This window comes from Telmatospirillum siberiense (assembly GCF_002845745.1).
GTDB lineage: Bacteria > Pseudomonadota > Alphaproteobacteria > Rhodospirillales > Magnetospirillaceae > Telmatospirillum > Telmatospirillum siberiense.
In genome coordinates this window covers 1-18,002 of record NZ_PIUM01000043.1, presented here as the reverse complement: position 1 = coordinate 18,002, position 18,002 = coordinate 1, and the positions used below count along the sequence as shown (strand labels likewise).

The window sequence follows — 18,002 nt, the reverse complement described above, 5'->3', positions numbered from 1 at the left end:
GGCATTGGTCCTTATTCCTCGTGACGAAGATGGGCGTTCGACGACTCGCTGAACAGCGCGAGCCGCCGGGTAAGAGCGGGGGGGCGGACGGGAGACGGGAGGTGCGCGACCTCGCCTTCGGCGATCTCGGCCCAGAAATGACAGGCCACCTGGCGTGGCGCCGTACCCGCCGGGGCCAGCCGCGGGCGGCTCTCCGCGCAAATCGCCTGGGCATGGGGGCAGCGGGTGTGGAACCGGCAGCCCGACGGGGGGGCCGTCGGGCTGGGCACCTCGCCCTCCAGCAGGCGGCGCGGCCGCCGGTCCCCCGCGACGGCGCGCGGATTGGCCGCCAGCAAGGCCCGGCTGTAGGGATGCAAAGGAGAGTCGAACAAGGCGTCGGTCTCCGCCATCTCGACGATTTCCCCCAGATACATCACCGCCACGCGATCGCTCATGTGACGGATCACCCCCAAGCCATGAGCCACCACGATCAGGGTCAGCCCCAGCCGCTCCTTGAGATCCTCCAGCAGATTGACGATCTGCGCCTGCACCGAGATATCGAGGGCCGAGACGGGTTCGTCGCCGACGATCACTTTGGGCCCGCAGGCCAGGGCGCGGGCAATGCCGATGCGCTGGCGCTGGCCGCCCGAAAATTCATGGGGATAGCGTTCGCCATGCTCGGGCGACAGACCGACCAGGGAAAGCAGTTCGGCCACCCGCTCGCCGCGCGCTCGCCGGCCAAGCCCCTCATGCAGCCACAGGGGCTCGCCGACAATGTCCGAGACCAGCATCCGCGGATTGAGCGAGGAGAACGGATCCTGGAAGATGATCTGCAACTCCCGGCGCAAGCTGCGCAACTCCGGCCTGGTGAAGGCGGCCAGATTGCGACCCCGATAGACGACGTCGCCGCCGGAGGGATCCAGCAGGCCGACCAGCATCCGCCCCAAGGTGGACTTGCCGCAGCCGGACTCACCGACCAGTGCCAGCGTCTCGCCTTCCCTGACGGCAAGATCGATACCGTCCACAGCACGCAAGGTGGCTGCCGGCCGGAACGGTCCCGCCGGAAGATGGAAATGCTTTTCGAGACCGACCGTCTCGATGATCGGGCGGGAAAGCGGCGTCATGACGGCAGATACTCTTCCAGGGGGGCCTTCCAGCAGCGCACGGCGTGCCCCGGGCCGGCCTCGACCATCGGCGGCTTTTGGGCATGGCAACGGTCGTCGGCGAAGGGACAGCGGGTGGCGAACCGGCAGCCGGCGGGAAAGCGGGACGGCGGCGGCACGGCCCCCGGAATGGACAGGAGCCGTCCCTCGCGGCGCCCCATCGACGGCATCGCTCCCATCAGTCCGATGGTGTAGGGATGCTGGGGGTCGGAAAACAGCGCCTCGACCGGCCCGCTTTCGACGACGCGTCCGGCATACATGACGATCACGTCATGCGCGGTTTCGGCGACCACGCCCAAATCATGGGTGATCAAGAGGACGGCCGTTCCCGTCGTCGCCTGCAACTCTTCGATCAGACTGAGGATCTGCGCCTGGATGGTGACGTCGAGGGCGGTGGTCGGCTCATCGGCGATCAGGAGATCGGGCTGATTGACCAGGGCCATGGCGATCATCACCCTTTGACGCATTCCGCCCGACAATTCGTGAGGATAGGCACCGAGGCGCCGTTCCGCCCCGGCGATCCGCACCCGGGCGAGCATGGCCACCGCCCGCGCCCGGGCCTCGTTCCAACCGACATCCTTATGGCGCAGGACGCCCTCGATGATCTGCTGGCCGACGGTGAACACCGGATTGAGCGAGGTCATCGGCTCCTGAAAGATCATCGCCATGCGGTCGCCGCGAAGATCGGCGAAAGCCCGTTGGCCCAGGGTCAGCGGGTCGCGCCCGAGAAAGCGGGCCGAGCGATGGGCGATCCGGGCCGGCGGCGATGGCAGCAGGCCCATCAGGGCCAGCGAGGTGATGCTTTTGCCGCAGCCCGACTCACCGACGATGGCCAGGGTCCGTCCCCGTCCCACGCGGAAAGAGACGTCGTCGACCAGATCGACGGGAGAGGAACCGAAGCCGATGGATAAGCCCTCGACGGCGAGAACGGTATCCTCGGCCTGGCCGCAAGCTTGGGAGAGCGTCACGTCAGCCGCCGTCATTCCCGTCCTCCGTCAGGCATGCCGTCAAAGCCTCCTGCAAGGCCCTCAGATGCTCGCGCATGGCCGCGCCGGCGGCCATGGCGTCACGGGCGGCGATCGCCTGAACGATCCGCTCGTGATGTTCGATATAAACGGCGTGCCGGGCCTGCGACCGCGCCCTTTGACGCAGGACTCGCCAGGGCTGGTGTTCACGGACATGGTCTACGGCGTCGAACAGAGCCAGGAACAACGAGTTCCCGGCCGCCTGCGCGATCTTGCGATGGAAGGCCCCGTCCCATAGCTCGTGGCCGTCGGCGTCCTCGCTCGCCGCCGCTTTGTCGGCCAGGCGGCGCAATTGCTCGATATCGTCCCGGCGCGCCTTCAGCGCCGCCAGCCGCGCCAGAGCCGGCTCGACATGCAGGCGCACCTCCATCACCTCGATCGGCGTCGAGCGCTCCGCAATGTCGAACAGCGCCGTCTCTCCCGGCGGCTCGGCGACCGGCGGCCCGGATCGAAGCGCGATGAAGTTGCCGCTGCCGTGACGGCGCCGCAGCACGCCTTCGGCATCCAGCACTTCAAGAGCACGCCGCACCGCCCGCCGACCGACCTTGAAATCTTCGGCAAGACGCCGTTCCGGTGGCAACCGTTGATCGCCGGCTGCGATCAATCTATCGATAAGCCGCCTGATCTCGGCCAAGGCCAGATTGGAATTCTGCGCACCGTCCTGGGGGGCAACCGTAGGGTCCATCCGCAAACCAATTCTCAAAGTGGTTCCCCAACGACTCGGGAACCAATGAGAAGGTCATCAGCAAGATCCGGACCAATTCTAAAATTGGTCCGGAGTTGCGCCATTTTGCCGATCAGGTTTTCCCCGGATGGGCGAAGATCGACACCTCCGCCCAAGAAACAGGCAGCACTCCCCGCCCGCCGCTCAAGAAATGCGCGTCACCAGACGCTTTTCAGTGCGGAAAACTGCTGGGTCGTCATGCTGACGATCTGGGTATCGGTCAAGGCATGGGCCTGGGTGCTGCTCAAAGCCCCGATCTCGGTCGTCGTCAAGGCACTGAGAGTGGTGGTCGACAAATTGGCGATCTGCGACGTCTTCAGGCTGCTGATCTGAGCCGTCGTCAAGGCGGCGATTTCGCTGGACGTGAGACTGTTGAGCTCGGTCGTGGCCAGGGAACTGATCTGGGACGGCGTCAAGGCGGTAATTTGCGTCGTCGTCAAAGCGTCGATCGCCGTCGTCGTCAGGCCGTTAAGCTGCGTGCTGGACAACGACGCGATCTGGGTGGTCCCCAGGGAGTCCAATTGAGCCGTGGACAGGGCATTCAGTTGCGCCTTCACCAAGCCGGCCAACTGAGTAACAGTCATCGCCGAGATGTCGGCCGTCGTCAGAGCCCCGAGTTCCGTCGACGTCAACACCCCTACCTGCGTGGCCGTGAAACCACTCAATTGCGTGATGCTCAGAGCGGCGATCTGGGCGGCGGTCAGACCCGTCAACGCCGCCGTGCTCAGGGCTCCCATCTGGGTTGGCGACAAGACGCCGATCTGTGTCGTCGAAAGAGCCGCAACGCCCGTTGCCGCCAGTCCCTTGACCTGGGTGGTCGACAAAGTGGCGACGTCCGTCGTCGACAAAGCGCCGAGCTGTGACGTGGTAAGGGCACTGATCTGCGTCATCGTCAGGCCGGTAAGTTGCGTCGATGTCAGCAAGGAAACCTGGCTGGAAGACAATTCCTTGATCTGTACGACGCTCATGGCTCCGAGCTGTGTCGCCGTCAGCGCTCCGAATTGTGTCGCCGTCAGTGCGCCCAGTTGGGTCAAGCTCAGAGCGGTGATCTGCGTATTGGCCAAGGCGCCGACGTCGGTGGCGTCCAGTCCGGAAAGCTGCGCGGTCGTCAAGGCGGTGATCTGCGAGGAGGTCAGCCCCCCCAGCTGCGTCGTCGTCAAACCAGCGATCGCCGTCGCGCTGAGGCCGCCCAATGCCGCCGTGGTCAGGGCACCAAGCTGTGCCGAGCTCAGGGCCGCGAGTTGCGTCGCCGTCAGATTGGCCACTTCGCTGCTGACCAGTCCCTTGATCTGGGTACCGCTCAAGGCTGCAACGTCCGTCGTACTGAAACCGGCGAGCTGAGTCGCGGCCAATGCGGCCATTTGAGTGGCCGTCAGGCCGGCGAGCTGGGTGACCGTCAAATCACCGACCTGGGTCGAGGTCAGGCCGCCCAATGCGGTGGTGGTCAACGCCCCGATCTGGGTTGCCGACAAGGCCCCGAGCTGGGTCGCAGCCAAACTGCCGACTTCGGTACTGCTCATGCCTTTGATCTGGGTGACGGTCAACCCGCTGATCGCCGTGGTGTTCAATCCACCGATCTGCGTCGCGCCGATGGCGCTGATCTGCGTTGCCGTCAAACCACCGAGCTGGGTTGCCGTCAAATCACCGATTTGCGTCGCCGTCAGACCGGACAACGCCGTCGTTGTCAGCGACGCCATCTGAGACGAGGTCAGGCCGCCAAGCTGGGTCGTCGTCAAATCGGCGACCACCGTCGCGGTCAACCCTCCCACCGCCGTTGTCGTCAGTCCTCCGATCTGCGTTGCCGACAAGGCCGCGAGCTGGGTTGTCGTTAAATTGACGAGTTCCGTTCCGGTCAGGCCTTTCAATTGAGTGCCGTTCAGCGAGCCGATTTCCACCGTACTCAAGCCCGCGATCTCCGTCGTCGTCAAAGCCCCCAGCTGAGTGGCGGTCAGGCCGCCGAGCTGGGTCGTCGTCAAGGCGCCGATCTGGCTCGCGGACAAGGTCTTGATCTGCGCTGTCGTCAATACGGCCAACTGCGACGAGGCCAACGCCGCCAATTGAGTTCCCGCCAACGACGATAGTTGTGTGCCCGTCAGCCCAAGAAGCTGCGTATTGGTCAGTTCGCCGACTTCCGTCGTGGTCAGGCCGCCCATCTGCGTCGTCGTCAGGCCGGAGATCTGCGTCGCCGCCAGACCGGAAAGCTGCGTCGCCGCCAGGCTGCCGATCGAGGTCGAGGTCAGGCCGCCCAAGGCCGTCACCGTCAAGGCCGCCAACTGCGTCGAGGTCACCACCCCCAACTGCGCAGCGGACAAGGCCGCCACCGCCGTCGAGGTCAGCCCCTTCATCTGCGTCGCGCTCAAGGCACTGACATCCGTCGTGCTCAAGCCGCCGATCTGCGTCGCCGTGACCGATCCCAGCTGGGACGCCGTCAAGCCGGCGAGCTGCGTCGTCGTCAGATCGGAGACTTCCGTCGCGCTTAAGCCCGACAGTTGCGTCGTCGTCAGCGATGCCAACTGGGTCGAGGTCAAGCCGCCCAGTTGCGTCGTCGTCAGATTGGAAAGCGCCGTCGCGTTCAGGCCGCCCAGTGCGGACGTGCTCAGGACCCCCAGCTGGGTCGGTGACAAGGCCCCCAGTTGCGCCCCGGTCAGCGCCCCGATCTCGCTCGACGTCAACCCCTTGACCTGCGTCGTCGTCATGACGCCGATCTCCGCCGCGCTTAAGCCTCCGATCTGCGTCGTGCTCAACGAACCCAACTGGGTCGCCGTCAGGCCGGAGAATTGCGTCGTCGTCAGCGACGTCACCTGAGTGCTCGACAGCGTCTTGATCTGCGCCGCGCTGAGAGCCGCCAGCTGCGTCGCCGTCAAGGCGCCGAGCTGGGTGGCATCGAGCGCGGCCAGTTGCGTGGCGGTCAGGCCGGCGACCTGCGTATTGGTCAGCTCACCGACTTCCACCGCGGTCAAGCCGCCCAGCTGCGTCGTCGTCAGGCCGGCGATCTGCGTCGCCGCCAGACCGGAAAGCTGCGTCGCCGCCAGACTGCCGATCGAGGTCGAGGTCAGGCCGCCCAAGGCCGTCACCGTCAGGGCCGCCAGCTGCGTCGAGGTCACCACCCCCAACTGCGCCGCCGATAGGGCCGCAACCGCCGTCGAGGTCAGCCCCTTCATCTGCGTCACGCTCAAGGCACTGACATCCGTCGTGCTCAAGCCGGAAATCTGCGTCGCCGTCAGGCCGCCGGCCTGCGTTGCCGTCAACCCGGCGAGTTGCGTCGTCGTCAAGCTCGACAGCTGCGTCGAGGTCAGGCCGGCCAAGGCCGTCGTCGTCAAGGCCGCCAGCTGCGTCGAGGTCACCACCCCCAGCTGCGCAGCGGACAAGGCCGCCACCGCCGTCGAGGTCAACCCCTTCATCTGCGTCACGCTCAAGGCACTGACATCCGTCGTGCTCAAGCCGCCGATCTGCGTCGCCGTGACCGATCCCAGCTGGGACGCCGTCAAGCCGGCGAGCTGCGTCGTCGTCAGATCGGAGACTTCCGTCGCGCTTAAGCCCGACAGCTGCGTCGTCGTCAGCGATGCCAACTGGGTCGAGGTCAAGCCGCCAAGCTGGGTCGTCGTCAGATTGGAAAGCGCTGTCGCGTTCAGGCCGCCCAGCGCCGACGTGCTCAGAACCCCCAGCTGGGTCGGTGACAAGGCCCCCAGTTGCGCCCCAGTCAGCGCCCCGATCTCGCTCGACGTCAACCCCTTGACCTGCGTCGTCGTCATGACGCCGATCTCCGCCGCGCTTAAGCCTCCGATCTGCGTCGTGCTCAACGAACCCAACTGGGTCGCCGTCAGGCCGGAGAATTGCGTCGTCGTCAGCGACGTCACCTGAGTGCTCGACAGCGTCTTGATCTGCGCCGCGCTGAGAGCCGCCAGCTGCGTCGCCGTCAAGGCGCCGAGCTGGGTGGCATCGAGTGCGGCCAGTTGCGTGGCGGTCAGGCCGGCGACCTGCGTATTGGTCAGCTCACCGACTTCCACCGCGGTCAAGCCGCCCAGCTGCGTCGTCGTCAGGCCGGCGATCTGCGTCGCCGCCAGACCGGAAAGCTGTGTCGCCGCCAGGCTGCCGATCGAGGTCGAGGTCAGGCCGCCCAAGGCCGTCACCGTCAGGGCCGCCAGCTGCGTCGAGGTCACCACCCCCAACTGCGCCGCCGACAGGGCCGCAACCGCCGTCGAGGTCAGCCCCTTCATCTGCGTCACGCTCAAGGCACTGACATCCGTCGTGCTCAAGCCGGAAATCTGCGTCGCCGTCAGGCCGCCGGCCTGCGTTGCCGTCAACCCGGCGAGTTGCGTCGTCGTCAAGCTCGACAGCTGCGTCGAGGTCAGGCCGGCCAATGCCGTCGTCGTCAGGGCCGCCAACTGGGTCGAGGTCATCACCCCCAACTGCGCCGCCGACAAGGCCGCCACCGCCGTCGAACTCAACCCCTTGACTTGCGTCGCGCTCAAGGCGCTGACATCCGTCGTGCTCAAGCCGCCGATCTGCGTCGCCGTGACCGATCCCAGCTGGGACGCCGTCAAGCCGGCGAGCTGCGTCGTCGTCAGATCGGAGACTTCCGTCGCGCTTAAGCCCGACAGTTGCGTCGTCGTCAGCGATGCCAACTGGGTCGAGGTCAAGCCGCCCAGTTGCGTCGTCGTCAGATTGGAAAGCGCCGTCGCGTTCAGGCCACCCAGCGCCGACGTGCTCAGAACCCCCAACTGGGTCGGCGACAAGGCCCCCAGTTGCGCCCCGGTCAGCGCCCCGATCTCGCTCGACGTCAATCCCTTGACCTGCGTCGTCGTCATGACGCCGATCTCCGCCGCGCTTAAGCCTCCGATCTGCGTCGTGCTCAACGAACCCAACTGGGTCGCCGTCAGGCCGGAGAATTGCGTCGTCGTCAGCGACGTCACCTGAGCGCTCGACAGCGTCTTGATCTGCGCCGCGCTGAGAGCTGCCAGCTGCGTCGCCGTCAAGGCGCCGAGCTGGGTGGCATCGAGTGCGGCCAGTTGCGTGGCGGTCAGGCCGGCGACCTGCGTATTGCTCAGCTCACCGACTTCCACCGCGGTCAAGCCGCCCAGCTGCGTCGTCGTCAGGCCGGCGATCTGCGTCGCCGCCAGGCCGGAAAGCTGTGTCGCCGCCAGGCTGCCGATCGAGGTCGAGGTCAGGCCGCCCAAGGCCGTCACCGTCAGGGCCGATAACTGGGTCGAGGTCACCACCCCCAACTGCGCCGCCGACAAGGCCGCAACCGCCGTCGAGGTCAGACCCTTCATCTGCGTCGCGCTCAAGGCACTGACCTCCGTCGTGCTCAAGCCGCCAATCTGCGTCGCCGTCAGGCTGCCGATTTGCGTCGCCGTCAGGCCGGAGAACTGCGTCGTCGTCAGATCGGGAAGCTGCGTCGCCGTCAATCCGCCAAGGGCCGTCGTCGACAACCAGGCCAACTGAGTCGCGGTAAATCCACCCAATTGCGCCGTCGTCAAAAGGCCTAGGTCCGTCGACGTCAAACCACCGACGCCGGCCTGGGTCAGCGCGGCGATTTCCGAGGACTGCAAGGCGCCGATCTGCGTCGCGTTCAAAGCCGCCACCTCGGTGCCCAGCAACCCCTTGATCTGGGTCGAGGTCATCTCGCCGATTTCGGCGGCATTCAGAGAACCGAGCAATGTCGTGGTCAAGGCTCCGATCTGGGTAGAGCTCAGACCGGCGAATTGCGTCGAGGTCAGGGTTGAGATCTGCGTGGTCGACAACAGTTTGACCTGCGCGCTCGTCAATGCTCCGATCTGGGTGGAGCTCAGAGCGCCGAATTGCGTGGCATCGAGGGCCGCCAGCTGCGTGGCGGTCAGGCTGGCAACCTGCGTATTGGTCAGTTCACCGACTTCCGTCGAGCTCAAACCCGCAAGCTGCCCGGTCGTCAGCGACGCTACCTGACTGGTCGTCAGAGCGACCAGTTGCGTCGATGTCAGATTTCCCAGCTGTGTCGAGGTCAGGCCGGAGAGCGCCGCCGTCGTCAGCGACGCCAATTGAGTGGCGGACAAGGCGGCCAGCTGTATCGAGGTCAAGCCCCCAACGTCGGTCGACGTCAAAGCCTTGAGCTGCGTCGTCGTGAGCACTCCGATGTCGGTCGTATTCAAACCGCCGAATTGCGTCACCGTCAGAACGCCGATCTGCGCCTGGCTCAGGCCCCCAAGCTGGGTTGTCGAAAGTGACGCGAGCTGCGTCGATGACAACCCCGTTATGGCCGACGTCGACAAGACGGCTATCTGCGTTGAGGCCAGGGCGCCCAACTGCGCCGCGGTCAGCGCGCCAATCTCCGTCGAGGTCAAGCCGGCCAATGCCGTCTGGGTCAATGCTCCGATTTCGGTGGGCGTCAGGGCGCCGAGTTGGGTGGTGCTCAGCGCCGCCACCTCGGTGCTGCTCAATCCCTTGACCTGGGTCGAGGTCATCTCGCCGACTTCGGCCGTGTCCAGCGCACCGAACAGGGCCGAGGTCAGCGCTCCGATCTGGATCGCCGTCAGACCGCTGAATTGCGTCGATGTCAGGGAGGCGATCTGAGTGGTCGATAACACCTTGATCTGGGCGGTTGTCAGGGCGCCGACCTGGGTCGAGGTCAGGGCGCCGAATTGCGTGCTGTCCAGGGACGACAACTGGTCGGCTGTCAGGCCGATGATTTGCGTGGTGGCGAGTTCGCCGATCTCCGTTGCGGTAACTCCGGCAAGCTGCGCCAGGGAGAGGGAGGCGATCTGCGTCGACGCAAAGCCGGAAAGCTGCGTGGAAGTCAGGTTGCCGAGTATCGAGGCGCTCATTCCCGACATCGCCGTCGTCGTCAAGGCGCCGATCTGCGTCGCCGCCAGACCGGACAGCTGCGTCGCCGATATGGCAGCCATCTCGGTGGAAGTCAGGCCTTTCATCTGCGCGGTGCTGAGACTGGCGAGCTGGGTCGATGCCAGGACCGCGAACTGGACCGGCGTCAGGGCGGCCAATTCGGTGGTCGTCAGCCCCTTCATCTCGGTGCTGGTCAGGTTGGCGATCACATCGGTGCCGAAGGCTTCGAACTGCGTAATGTTCAGAACCGCCAGCTGAGCCGCGCTGAAGGCGACTTGCCCAGACGTCATTGCGGCGATCTGGGTGGTCATCAGCGCCGATACCTGGCGTGTCGACAGTTCGGAAAGCTGGGTGGCGCTGAGCTCGGTGATTTCCGTGGTGGTCAGGGCGTCGATCTGGGTCGTCGCCAGAGCCGCCATATCCGTCGCCGTCAGCCCTTGGATATCGGTCAGCGTCATACTCTGGATTTGAGCAGTGCTGTACGACGAGATAGCCGAAACCATAGCGATTAGCCCCTTAATCTTCACCGGCAAGCGAAAGCCACATCCACGAACGACGTTTCCCTACAAAACATCGCGATGGCCTATTACCGGGTGCCCTACGGGAGGATATGTTGCAATAGTCATGCCATTCTATCGAGACCGAGCCAAACCGGACTCCTCCCCTCTTTTGCTCGCCTTATCCAGGCTCATCGAGCCGGCAATCATAGGCAATATTCCACCGCAGACCGGGCATTTGCTGCCGGGTAAATCATTTGTTTGCGAGTCCTCCTTTCCGCAACCCCGGGATTGTTTTCCGGTGCCGTCCCCCCTATTAATAAAAAGAACTCTGTGGTACAGAGTACTTTTTACAACATGAGGTTCCGCGATCATGAATCTCGATCGACAGGATGCCCTGACCGCCCTGGCGGATATTGAACGCGTCGAGCGGCGGACCTGGGAGACGGTGTTTTATGGAATCAGCGGATCGATCCTTATCCTGTGGGGGACCATCACTACCATCGGTTATGCCATCGGCCAGGCTTACCCACGCCTTGCCGGGACGGCATGGCCCATCCTCCAAGGTGTGGGTTTCATCGCCATGCCGTTCCTGCTGCGCCGTCGAGCCCGGGGTCTGACGCCCACGCAAATGCGGCTGGGATGGCGCCTGGTATTCGCCCAGTGCGCCCTGACGGCTTTCGGCCTTCTGGTGGTTTATGTTCTCGGCCCATTCGATGGCCGGCACCTGGACGCCTTTTGGGCGTTGCTGTTCATGCTGGGCTATGTATTGGCCGGTCTTTGGGTAGGGCGCATCTTCATCGTCTTCGGCATCGTCGTCACGGTGCTCACCTTGGCCGGTTTCTGGTATAGCGGCGCCTCGTTTTCCGCCTGGATGATGGTCTTCAACGGCGGCACGCTGATCCTTGCCGGCCTTTGGCTACGCCACAGGGGCGCCTCGCTATGAGCGACGGTAATCCCATCATCCATCAGGCGACCAGGCTCAAGATAATGGCCTCGCTGAACCGCCTCGGGCCCAACGCCTCCCTGGAATTCACCCACCTCAGGGCCATCGTGGAAACCACCGACGGCAACTTGGGCACCCATCTCGCCACCCTGGAAAAAGCCGGCTACGTCGAGATCGAGAAACGATTTGAGGGACGCAAGCCGCAGACCCGGGTGATGGCCACCCCCTCCGGACGCAGGGCCTTTACCGAACATGTCGCCTATCTGTGCGAAATCATCGAGACAGGAGGACAATCATGAACAAATCCCACTTGGCGGCCATCGTCCTGACCATTCTGGGCCTCTGTCCGGCCGGGCCGGCGGAAGCCGTCGGTTTCCAGTGGGGCACCGCGTCGGATCCCGACGGCAAACCGTTGCAACTGGCGATCTGGTATCCGAGCGATGACGAAGCCGGTGAACAAATCTTCGGACCCTTCCGCCAAACCGTAACCCAGAACGGAACCGTCCACGGCGATCACCTGCCGCTTATCGTGTTGTCCCACGGCACCGGCGGATCGCTTTTTAATTCCCACGATTCCGCCATCGCCTTTGCCAAGGCGGGATTCGTCGCCGTCGCCGTAACCCATACCGGCGACAATTATCAGGATCAGGCAAATTCCTTCACCTCCGCCAATCTGACCAACCGGGTCCGGCATGTTCGTCGGGTGATCGATTATATGTTGACCGATTGGTCACGGCACGTCGTCATCGATCCGGCACGCATCGGCATCTTCGGCCATTCGGCCGGTGGGACCACCGCCCTGGTCGCCATTGGCGGCAGGGCGGAACTCGGCCGGCTTGTCGCCTACTGCCAAGACAATCCCGACGACTGGGGATGCAATAAGGCCAGACAGCGCAATGGAGAGGCGTTGAATGGCACGCCGCTGCCATCGATACTCGCCCCCGACCGGCGAATCGGAGCGGCGGTGCTCATGGCGCCGGCGATGGCCGCGGCTTTCACTCCCGACGGATTAGCCTCCGTCAGGGTGCCGGTGCAATTGTGGATCGCCGAACGGGACGAGGTGGCCCCGGACGCCGAACAAGTCGCCCATCTGCTCCCCGGCCCGGTGGAGGTGCATCGGATCGAAGGCGCCGGACATTTCGCCTTCCTGTCCCCCTGCAGCGACATCCTCCTCGCCCGCGCCCCCGAAATCTGCACCGATCCGCCCGGCTTCGACCGCCCCGCCTTTCTCGCGGACCTGCAACGCAGGGCGATCACCTTCTTCAAGAGAACGCTGAAGACGCAATAGGTGGCAAGGCTCCGCCCACGACACCGCTTCTCGGCACAGACGGCTTCGGCTATGGTGGGAGACACCGGGCGGCTGGCCTGCCCATCTGGACATGGTAGCGAGCAATGGCCGACGGAACTCCCGAGAGCAAGCCGGAACGACCGGCCGGGTCACGCCTGATTGGACTGACCCAGCATCCGCAGCGTCTGGCGCTGGCGGGAGAGGTTCATGCGCGCCCCTTCGAAATGCTGGAGGCTCCGGTACGGGCGTCGCATCTGGCGCTGCTGGGCCCCTCGGCGGCGAACGAATTGCGGCATCTCGGCCAACTGCTGGAGGCCCACGGCGCCGAACCACCGGGCGACAGCGCCATCTATTTCAGCCGCGACCTCGGCGGCATCCGTCTGCGTTGGGAACGTCACAGCGAATTTTCCACCTATACCTTCCTGCGCTTCGATGCCGCCTCGACGCCGTTCAGCGAAACGGCGATCGATCTGGTCCCTGCCGATTGGCTGGAACGGATGCCTGGACAGTTGCTGACGGCGATCCATGTCGCCGTGCTGCGCGACCAGATGGACGACATGACCCCTATTTTCGGCGGCAATCCCCTGATCGGGAGCCGGGTCCAGGGCGGCAGCGCCGAATTATGGACCGATTTCCGCCTGCACGCCGACGGCTTCGGCCGCATGCTGGTACGCGACAACGGCTTGACCCCCGGTCAAACCGGACGTCTGGTGCAGCGGCTGACGGAAATCGAGACCTACCGCATGATGGCGCTGCTGTCCTTTCCGCTGGCCCGCCAGACCTCGGCCGAGATCGCACGCGTCGACCGGGACCTGGCCGGCATCGTCACCCAACTGGCCGATCCGGCGATACAGCAGAACGACCGTGAACTGCTGGAACGGCTGACCCGCATGGCGGCCGAGGCGGAACAGCTCGACGCCGCTTCCGGCTTCCGGCTGTCGGCCGCCCGTGCCTATAACGCCATCGTCCAGAGTCGCATCGCCGAATTGCGGGAAGAGCGCATCGCCGGCAGCCAAATAGTGGAAGAATTCATGGAAAGGCGCCTGGACCCCGCCATGAAGACCTGCGAGTCGGCCGCAGAAAGACTGCAGTTGCTGGCCCGGCGCGTGTCCCGGGTGGGCGGGCTGCTGCGCACCCGGGTCGACATCGCCCTGGAGGAGAAAAACCGCGATCTGCTGAAATCGATGAATCGCCGGGCCAAACTGCAGCTTCGCCTGCAACAGACGGTGGAAGGCCTGTCGGTGGTGGCGATCAGCTATTATCTGCTGGGACTTTTGGGGTATGTCTCCAAAGGTCTGAAGGCCGCCGGACTGCCGATGGACAGCGACATCGCCGGACTGGTCGGCCTGCCGGTGATGGCCGGCATGGCCTGGCTGGGCATCCATCGCCTGCGCCGGGCCATCGGCGACGGAAGCGAGAAGGAATGACCTCACCGCCGCCGCTCCGCTTTCGGCGGGCTCGGGCTTCGGAGGCCCGGCCTGGCGGATTTCAGTAAACAGGAAGAATGGAACAATGGATCTGAAATGGCTTGAGGACTTCATCAGCCTCGCCAACACGGGCAGCTTTTCCCGCTCCGCCGCCGAACGCAACGTCACTCAGCCGGCATTCAGCCGGCGGATCAGGGCGCTGGAAGTCTGGCTGGGCACGGAACTCATCGATCGCTCGACCTATCCCACCACCATGACCGCCGCCGGCCGGGCCTTCCGCACCACCGCCGAGGAAGTGCTGACCCTTCTGGGCCAGCAGAGGGACGAATTCCAGTTGGAGCGGGCTCGCACCCGCCCGGCGCTCCGCTTCGCCGCCTTGAGCACGATCACCCTCACCTTCTTTCCCCGATGGCTGCGCGATATCGAAAGCTATCTGGGCACGCTGACGACGCGGCTGTTTTCCGGAGACATGCATGATTGCGTCGAGGCCTTGAGCGAAGGCCATTGCGACTTTCTTCTCTCCTTTTCCCATCAGGCCGTTCCCATCATGCTGGATCCGACGCAGTTCCCGTCGGTCCTGGTGGGACAGGACCGCCTGTTGCCGGTGGTCGCCCAAGCCACCGATCGATCGGGATTTCCCGGCACCAAGGAAGATCCCGTCCGCTACATGGCCTATTCGGCCAACACCTATCTCTGCCGGATCGTCGAACATATTCTGAAGCGCAATCCGGACCATCAATTCGAGACCTGCTACGAGAATTCCATGGCGGAAGCGTTGAAGGCGATGGTTCTCGAAGGTCATGGGCTGGCCTGGCTGCCGGTCAGCTCGATCGCCCAGGAACTGGAACGCAAGAAGCTGGTGCCGGTCGGCGGACCGGCATGGGAACTGTCACTCGACATCCGCCTTTATCGATCGGCCAACCGCCTGCCGCCGGCCGCCGCCGCCGTTTGGGAGCATGCCGTTTTGACATCGCGGCAGTCGGCCGGCATCGGCTGACGATTGAGCGTTCGTCCGGAAAAACGGGCTCGCTCAACCGCCATGCCATCCCGCGCGAAACAAAGCAATGACGCCGTTTATGTCCGGACCGGCCATCAGGCCGGTCGTCGGGCTCGCCCCCGTTCTCCGCAACGGAAAAACTATAAATTTCCCGCATAACCCTTTCCGTTTCGGCATTGGACAGGTCAGGCCACATGACCCAGCATGCCCATATTGAATCTGGGTCTTTCCAACGATTAAGGGATTAGCCCGATCGCGCCGGACATTGGGTGAAGGCTCCTCGGGCAAAACCGGGGAAATTTTTATTCTAAATGGAAATTCTATTCCATTTTTGAATAGCAGGCCAAACAGCTCCCAAGCCGATTTTTTTTGAGGAATCGAAGATGAAGGACGCCGCTCTCCGCTATCACCGCTCCCCCAATCCGGGCAAGCTGGCCATCGTCGCCACCAAGCCGATGGACACCCAGAACGATCTGGCCCTGGCCTATTCGCCGGGCGTCGCCGTGCCTTGCGAAATGATCGCCAAGGAACCGGCCCTGGCCGCGGAATATACCGCACGCAGCAATCTGGTCGCCGTGATCAGCAACGGCACCGCCGTTCTCGGGCTTGGCGACATCGGCGCGCTGGCCTCCAAGCCGGTGATGGAGGGCAAGGCCGTCCTGTTCAAGAAATTCGCCAATGTCGATGTTTTCGACATCGAGGTCGACGAAAAGGATCCGGCCATGCTGGTCGAGGTCATCGCCCGCCTGGAGCCGACCTTCGGCGGCATCAATCTGGAAGACATCAAGGCGCCGGAATGCTTCGAGGTCGAACAGAAGCTGCGCCAGCGCATGAAGATCCCCGTCTTCCATGACGATCAGCACGGTACCGCCATCGTCGTCTGCGCCGCCGCGCTGAACGCCCTGCATCTGGTCGGCAAGAAGATCGAAGACATCAAGCTGGTCACCATCGGTGCCGGCGCCGCCGGAATCGCCTGCCTCAATCTGCTGCACAGCTTAGGGCTGAAGCGAGAAAACGTGACGCTGGTCGACAGCAAGGGCGTCGTCTACGCCGGTCGCACCATCGGCATGAACAGCTTCAAGCAATCCTACGCGCGGGAGACCGAGGCCCGGACCCTGGACGACGCCATCAAGGGAGCCGACGTGTTCCTGGGGCTGGCCGCCGCCGGTGTCCTGAAGCCGGAGATGGTCGCCAAGATGGCCGACCAGCCCCTGATCTTCGCCCTGGCCAATCCGGAACCGGAAATCCGTCCGGAACTCGCCCGCCAGGCGCGTCCCAACGCCATCGTCGCCACCGGACGCTCGGACTATCCGAACCAGGTCAACAACGTGCTGTGCTTCCCCTTCCTGTTCCGTGGCACGCTGGACGTCGGCGCCACCACCATCAACGAAGAGATGAAGCTGGCCGCCGTTCGCGCCATTGCCGAGTTGGCCCGGGCCGAGCCCCTGCCGGTGGTCGCCGCCGCCTATCCCGGTGAAAGCCTCACCTTCGGACGCGACAACATCCTGCCCAAACCCTTCGACCCTCGCCTGATCGTCGAAGTGGCCAGCGCGGTGGCCAAGGCCGCCATGGACAGCGGGGTCGCCACCCGCCCCATTCAGGACTTCGACGCCTACAAAGCCCATCTGGTCCGGATCATGACCCCGGCGGCTTCCGGCTTCGCCGCCAAGGCTGCCGAATAAACCCCAGGGAAGAGCCTGATTCACAAGCTGATCGAATCAGGCTCTTCCTCCTTTGGGGCATTTTTTCGAATACCCCTACCGGCCCGAATCTCGCCGCCGGGACCGTGGCCGGCCGGCGTTTACCTGCTCCCCTCCGCTTTTAGCCCTTTTCCCCTCGTGGTACCGGCGCCTATGGGCAGAGACGTCGGGATTGCTTCGCCATAGCCCAGCTCCGAGGATGTTGCCCGCCGAAAATAGAGAGGCATGCGCTTAGCCAAACGAGGCGTTTGTTGTTATCTTTTTTTCCGCACGACATCCGAATAAACGCCTGTCGGCGCCAATGCATCACGAGGACGACGACCATGAATCAGACCAAGCCAATCCAGATACAAGGCAAGCCGTTGGGTGGCGGAGCGCTGCCGATCATCATCACGCCACTGGTCGGGAAAACGACGCCGGCCATCCTCGAAGAGGTCGCGGCGATCGTGCCGAAGCGGCCGGACCTACTGGAATGGCGGATCGATTTCTTTGGCGGCATCGGCGACAGCTTGGCCGTGATCGAGACCGCGCAGGCCATCCGCCGGGCCGCGGGCGGCATTCCCGTCCTCTTGACCCGACGTAACGCGACCGAGGGGGGAGAACCGATCGCCATCGCCGAAGCCGCGGTCGTCGAGATGTATGCCGCGGCCTGTCAGGCCCGTTGCGTGGAAATGATCGACTATGAATTGTCCAATGCGCCCGACGACCTGCGACGGCTGCGCGAGGTGTCGGTGGCCAACGGCATCGGGCTGATCATGTCCTATCACAATTTCCAGATGACGCCGGATGCGGCCACGCTGGACAGCAAATTCGCGGACGCCCAACGGTTGGGGGCCGACGTCGCCAAGGTGGCGGTCATGCCGAAAGACGTCCAGGACGTGCTGGCGCTGCTGGCGGCAACCGATCGAGCCCGGCAGACCATCCAGCTACCCTTGATCAGCATGTCGATGGGCGGTATCGGTTCGCTGTCGCGGATCATGGGATGGGTCTATGGCTCGGCGGCGACGTTTGCCGTCGGCAAAAGCAGCTCCGCGCCCGGACAAATCGCCATCGAGGACTTGCGCGCGACGCTCGCCACCGTCCGCAAGGCGGTAACCGGTCAGTAAGGGCCTGTTGATAAATTATTGAATCAACAGGCCCTGAGCCCGCTGGAGCGGAGCGGAAGCGTCATATGAAACGAAGGGTTTGGAGCGATTATTTCGCGACAAGCCCTAATCGGTCCCGGTGGCGCCGGCAATCCGGCCGGCGCCACCGGGCATTGAATCACACGGCCTTCGCCATCCGGGTGAATTCATCGATCTGATCGAAGTTCATGTAGCGATAGATGTCCTTGGCCTTCTCGCCGATGACTCCGGTCCGCGCGACATATTCCTCCACCGTCGGGATCCGGCCGAGCAGGGCGCAGACGGCGGCCAGTTCGGCGGAGCCCAGATAGAC

At 64.2% G+C, this 18,002-nt stretch carries 10 protein-coding genes and 1 pseudogene; 7 read left to right on the top strand and 4 right to left on the bottom strand.

Going from position 1 to position 18,002, the window contains the following annotated elements; genetic code table 11:
* Positions 1 to 11: 11 nt before the first annotated feature.
* The 4 genes from CWS72_RS24770 to CWS72_RS24755 form a co-directional block, all read right to left on the bottom strand.
* Positions 12 to 1,103, bottom strand: a complete 1,092-nt coding sequence (locus tag CWS72_RS24770) for an ABC transporter ATP-binding protein (protein WP_101253342.1) — start codon at positions 1,101 to 1,103, stop codon at positions 12 to 14.
* Positions 1,100 to 2,125 (bottom strand): ABC transporter ATP-binding protein, encoded by a 1,026-nt coding sequence (locus CWS72_RS24765; protein WP_101253341.1) that lies wholly within the window; start codon positions 2,123 to 2,125, stop codon positions 1,100 to 1,102. Before CWS72_RS24765 ends, CWS72_RS24770 begins: the two co-directional genes overlap by 4 nt.
* On the bottom strand, positions 2,112 to 2,852 hold the full coding sequence (locus CWS72_RS24760) for a FadR/GntR family transcriptional regulator (RefSeq protein WP_101253340.1): 741 nt from the start codon (positions 2,850 to 2,852) through the stop codon (positions 2,112 to 2,114). The genes CWS72_RS24765 and CWS72_RS24760 overlap by 14 nt, the downstream gene beginning before the upstream one ends.
* A 197-nt stretch (positions 2,853 to 3,049) precedes the next feature.
* Positions 3,050 to 10,168: an ice nucleation protein gene (locus tag CWS72_RS24755; RefSeq protein ID WP_101253339.1), complete on the bottom strand. Its 7,119-nt coding sequence runs from the start codon at positions 10,166 to 10,168 to the stop codon at positions 3,050 to 3,052.
* A 412-nt stretch (positions 10,169 to 10,580) separates the two neighbouring features.
* On the opposite strand from CWS72_RS24755, the gene CWS72_RS24750 reads away from it, so the two are divergent.
* From CWS72_RS24750 to aroD, 7 genes and pseudogenes are all read left to right on the top strand, one after another.
* Positions 10,581 to 11,153: a hypothetical protein gene (locus CWS72_RS24750; protein WP_101253338.1), complete on the top strand. Its 573-nt coding sequence runs from the start codon at positions 10,581 to 10,583 to the stop codon at positions 11,151 to 11,153.
* On the top strand, positions 11,150 to 11,452 hold the full coding sequence (locus CWS72_RS24745; protein ID WP_101253337.1) for a winged helix-turn-helix domain-containing protein: 303 nt from the start codon (positions 11,150 to 11,152) through the stop codon (positions 11,450 to 11,452). The genes CWS72_RS24750 and CWS72_RS24745 overlap by 4 nt, the downstream gene beginning before the upstream one ends.
* Entirely contained in the window at positions 11,449 to 12,441 is a 993-nt protein-coding gene (locus CWS72_RS24740; RefSeq protein ID WP_101253336.1) for an alpha/beta hydrolase family protein, read from the top strand. The genes CWS72_RS24745 and CWS72_RS24740 overlap by 4 nt, the downstream gene beginning before the upstream one ends.
* A gap of 104 nt (positions 12,442 to 12,545) precedes the next feature.
* Positions 12,546 to 13,868 carry a DUF3422 family protein gene (locus CWS72_RS24735; RefSeq protein WP_101253335.1) on the top strand — a complete coding sequence of 441 codons (1,323 nt, stop codon included), beginning with the start codon at positions 12,546 to 12,548 and terminating at the stop codon, positions 13,866 to 13,868.
* Between the two features lie 85 nt (positions 13,869 to 13,953).
* Complete coding sequence (locus CWS72_RS24730) at positions 13,954 to 14,865, top strand: LysR substrate-binding domain-containing protein (RefSeq protein WP_101253334.1); 912 nt, start codon at positions 13,954 to 13,956, stop codon at positions 14,863 to 14,865.
* Positions 14,866 to 15,248: 383 nt separating this feature from the next.
* A pseudogene (locus tag CWS72_RS24725) lies at positions 15,249 to 16,493 on the top strand (malic enzyme-like NAD(P)-binding protein); the annotation flags it as partial.
* A 395-nt stretch (positions 16,494 to 16,888) separates the two neighbouring features.
* The gene (gene aroD, locus CWS72_RS24720) at positions 16,889 to 17,671 is read left to right on the top strand and encodes a type I 3-dehydroquinate dehydratase (RefSeq protein WP_101253332.1); all 783 of its coding nucleotides are present in this window, start codon (positions 16,889 to 16,891) and stop codon (positions 17,669 to 17,671) included.
* Positions 17,672 to 18,002 lie beyond the last annotated feature (331 nt).

Coding starts and splice junctions, on each gene's coding strand:
- CWS72_RS24750 (WP_101253338.1), top strand. CDS start 10,581: ATGAATCTCGATCGACAGGATGCCCTGACCGCCCTGGCGGATATTGAA.
- aroD (WP_101253332.1), top strand. CDS start 16,889: ATGAATCAGACCAAGCCAATCCAGATACAAGGCAAGCCGTTGGGTGGC.
- CWS72_RS24760 (WP_101253340.1), bottom strand. CDS start 2,852: ATGGACCCTACGGTTGCCCCCCAGGACGGTGCGCAGAATTCCAATCTG.
- CWS72_RS24765 (WP_101253341.1), bottom strand. CDS start 2,125: ATGACGGCGGCTGACGTGACGCTCTCCCAAGCTTGCGGCCAGGCCGAG.
- CWS72_RS24745 (WP_101253337.1), top strand. CDS start 11,150: ATGAGCGACGGTAATCCCATCATCCATCAGGCGACCAGGCTCAAGATA.
- CWS72_RS24735 (WP_101253335.1), top strand. CDS start 12,546: ATGGCCGACGGAACTCCCGAGAGCAAGCCGGAACGACCGGCCGGGTCA.
- CWS72_RS24740 (WP_101253336.1), top strand. CDS start 11,449: ATGAACAAATCCCACTTGGCGGCCATCGTCCTGACCATTCTGGGCCTC.
- CWS72_RS24770 (WP_101253342.1), bottom strand. CDS start 1,103: ATGACGCCGCTTTCCCGCCCGATCATCGAGACGGTCGGTCTCGAAAAG.
- CWS72_RS24730 (WP_101253334.1), top strand. CDS start 13,954: ATGGATCTGAAATGGCTTGAGGACTTCATCAGCCTCGCCAACACGGGC.
- CWS72_RS24755 (WP_101253339.1), bottom strand. CDS start 10,168: ATGACGCTGACCGATATCCAAGGGCTGACGGCGACGGATATGGCGGCT.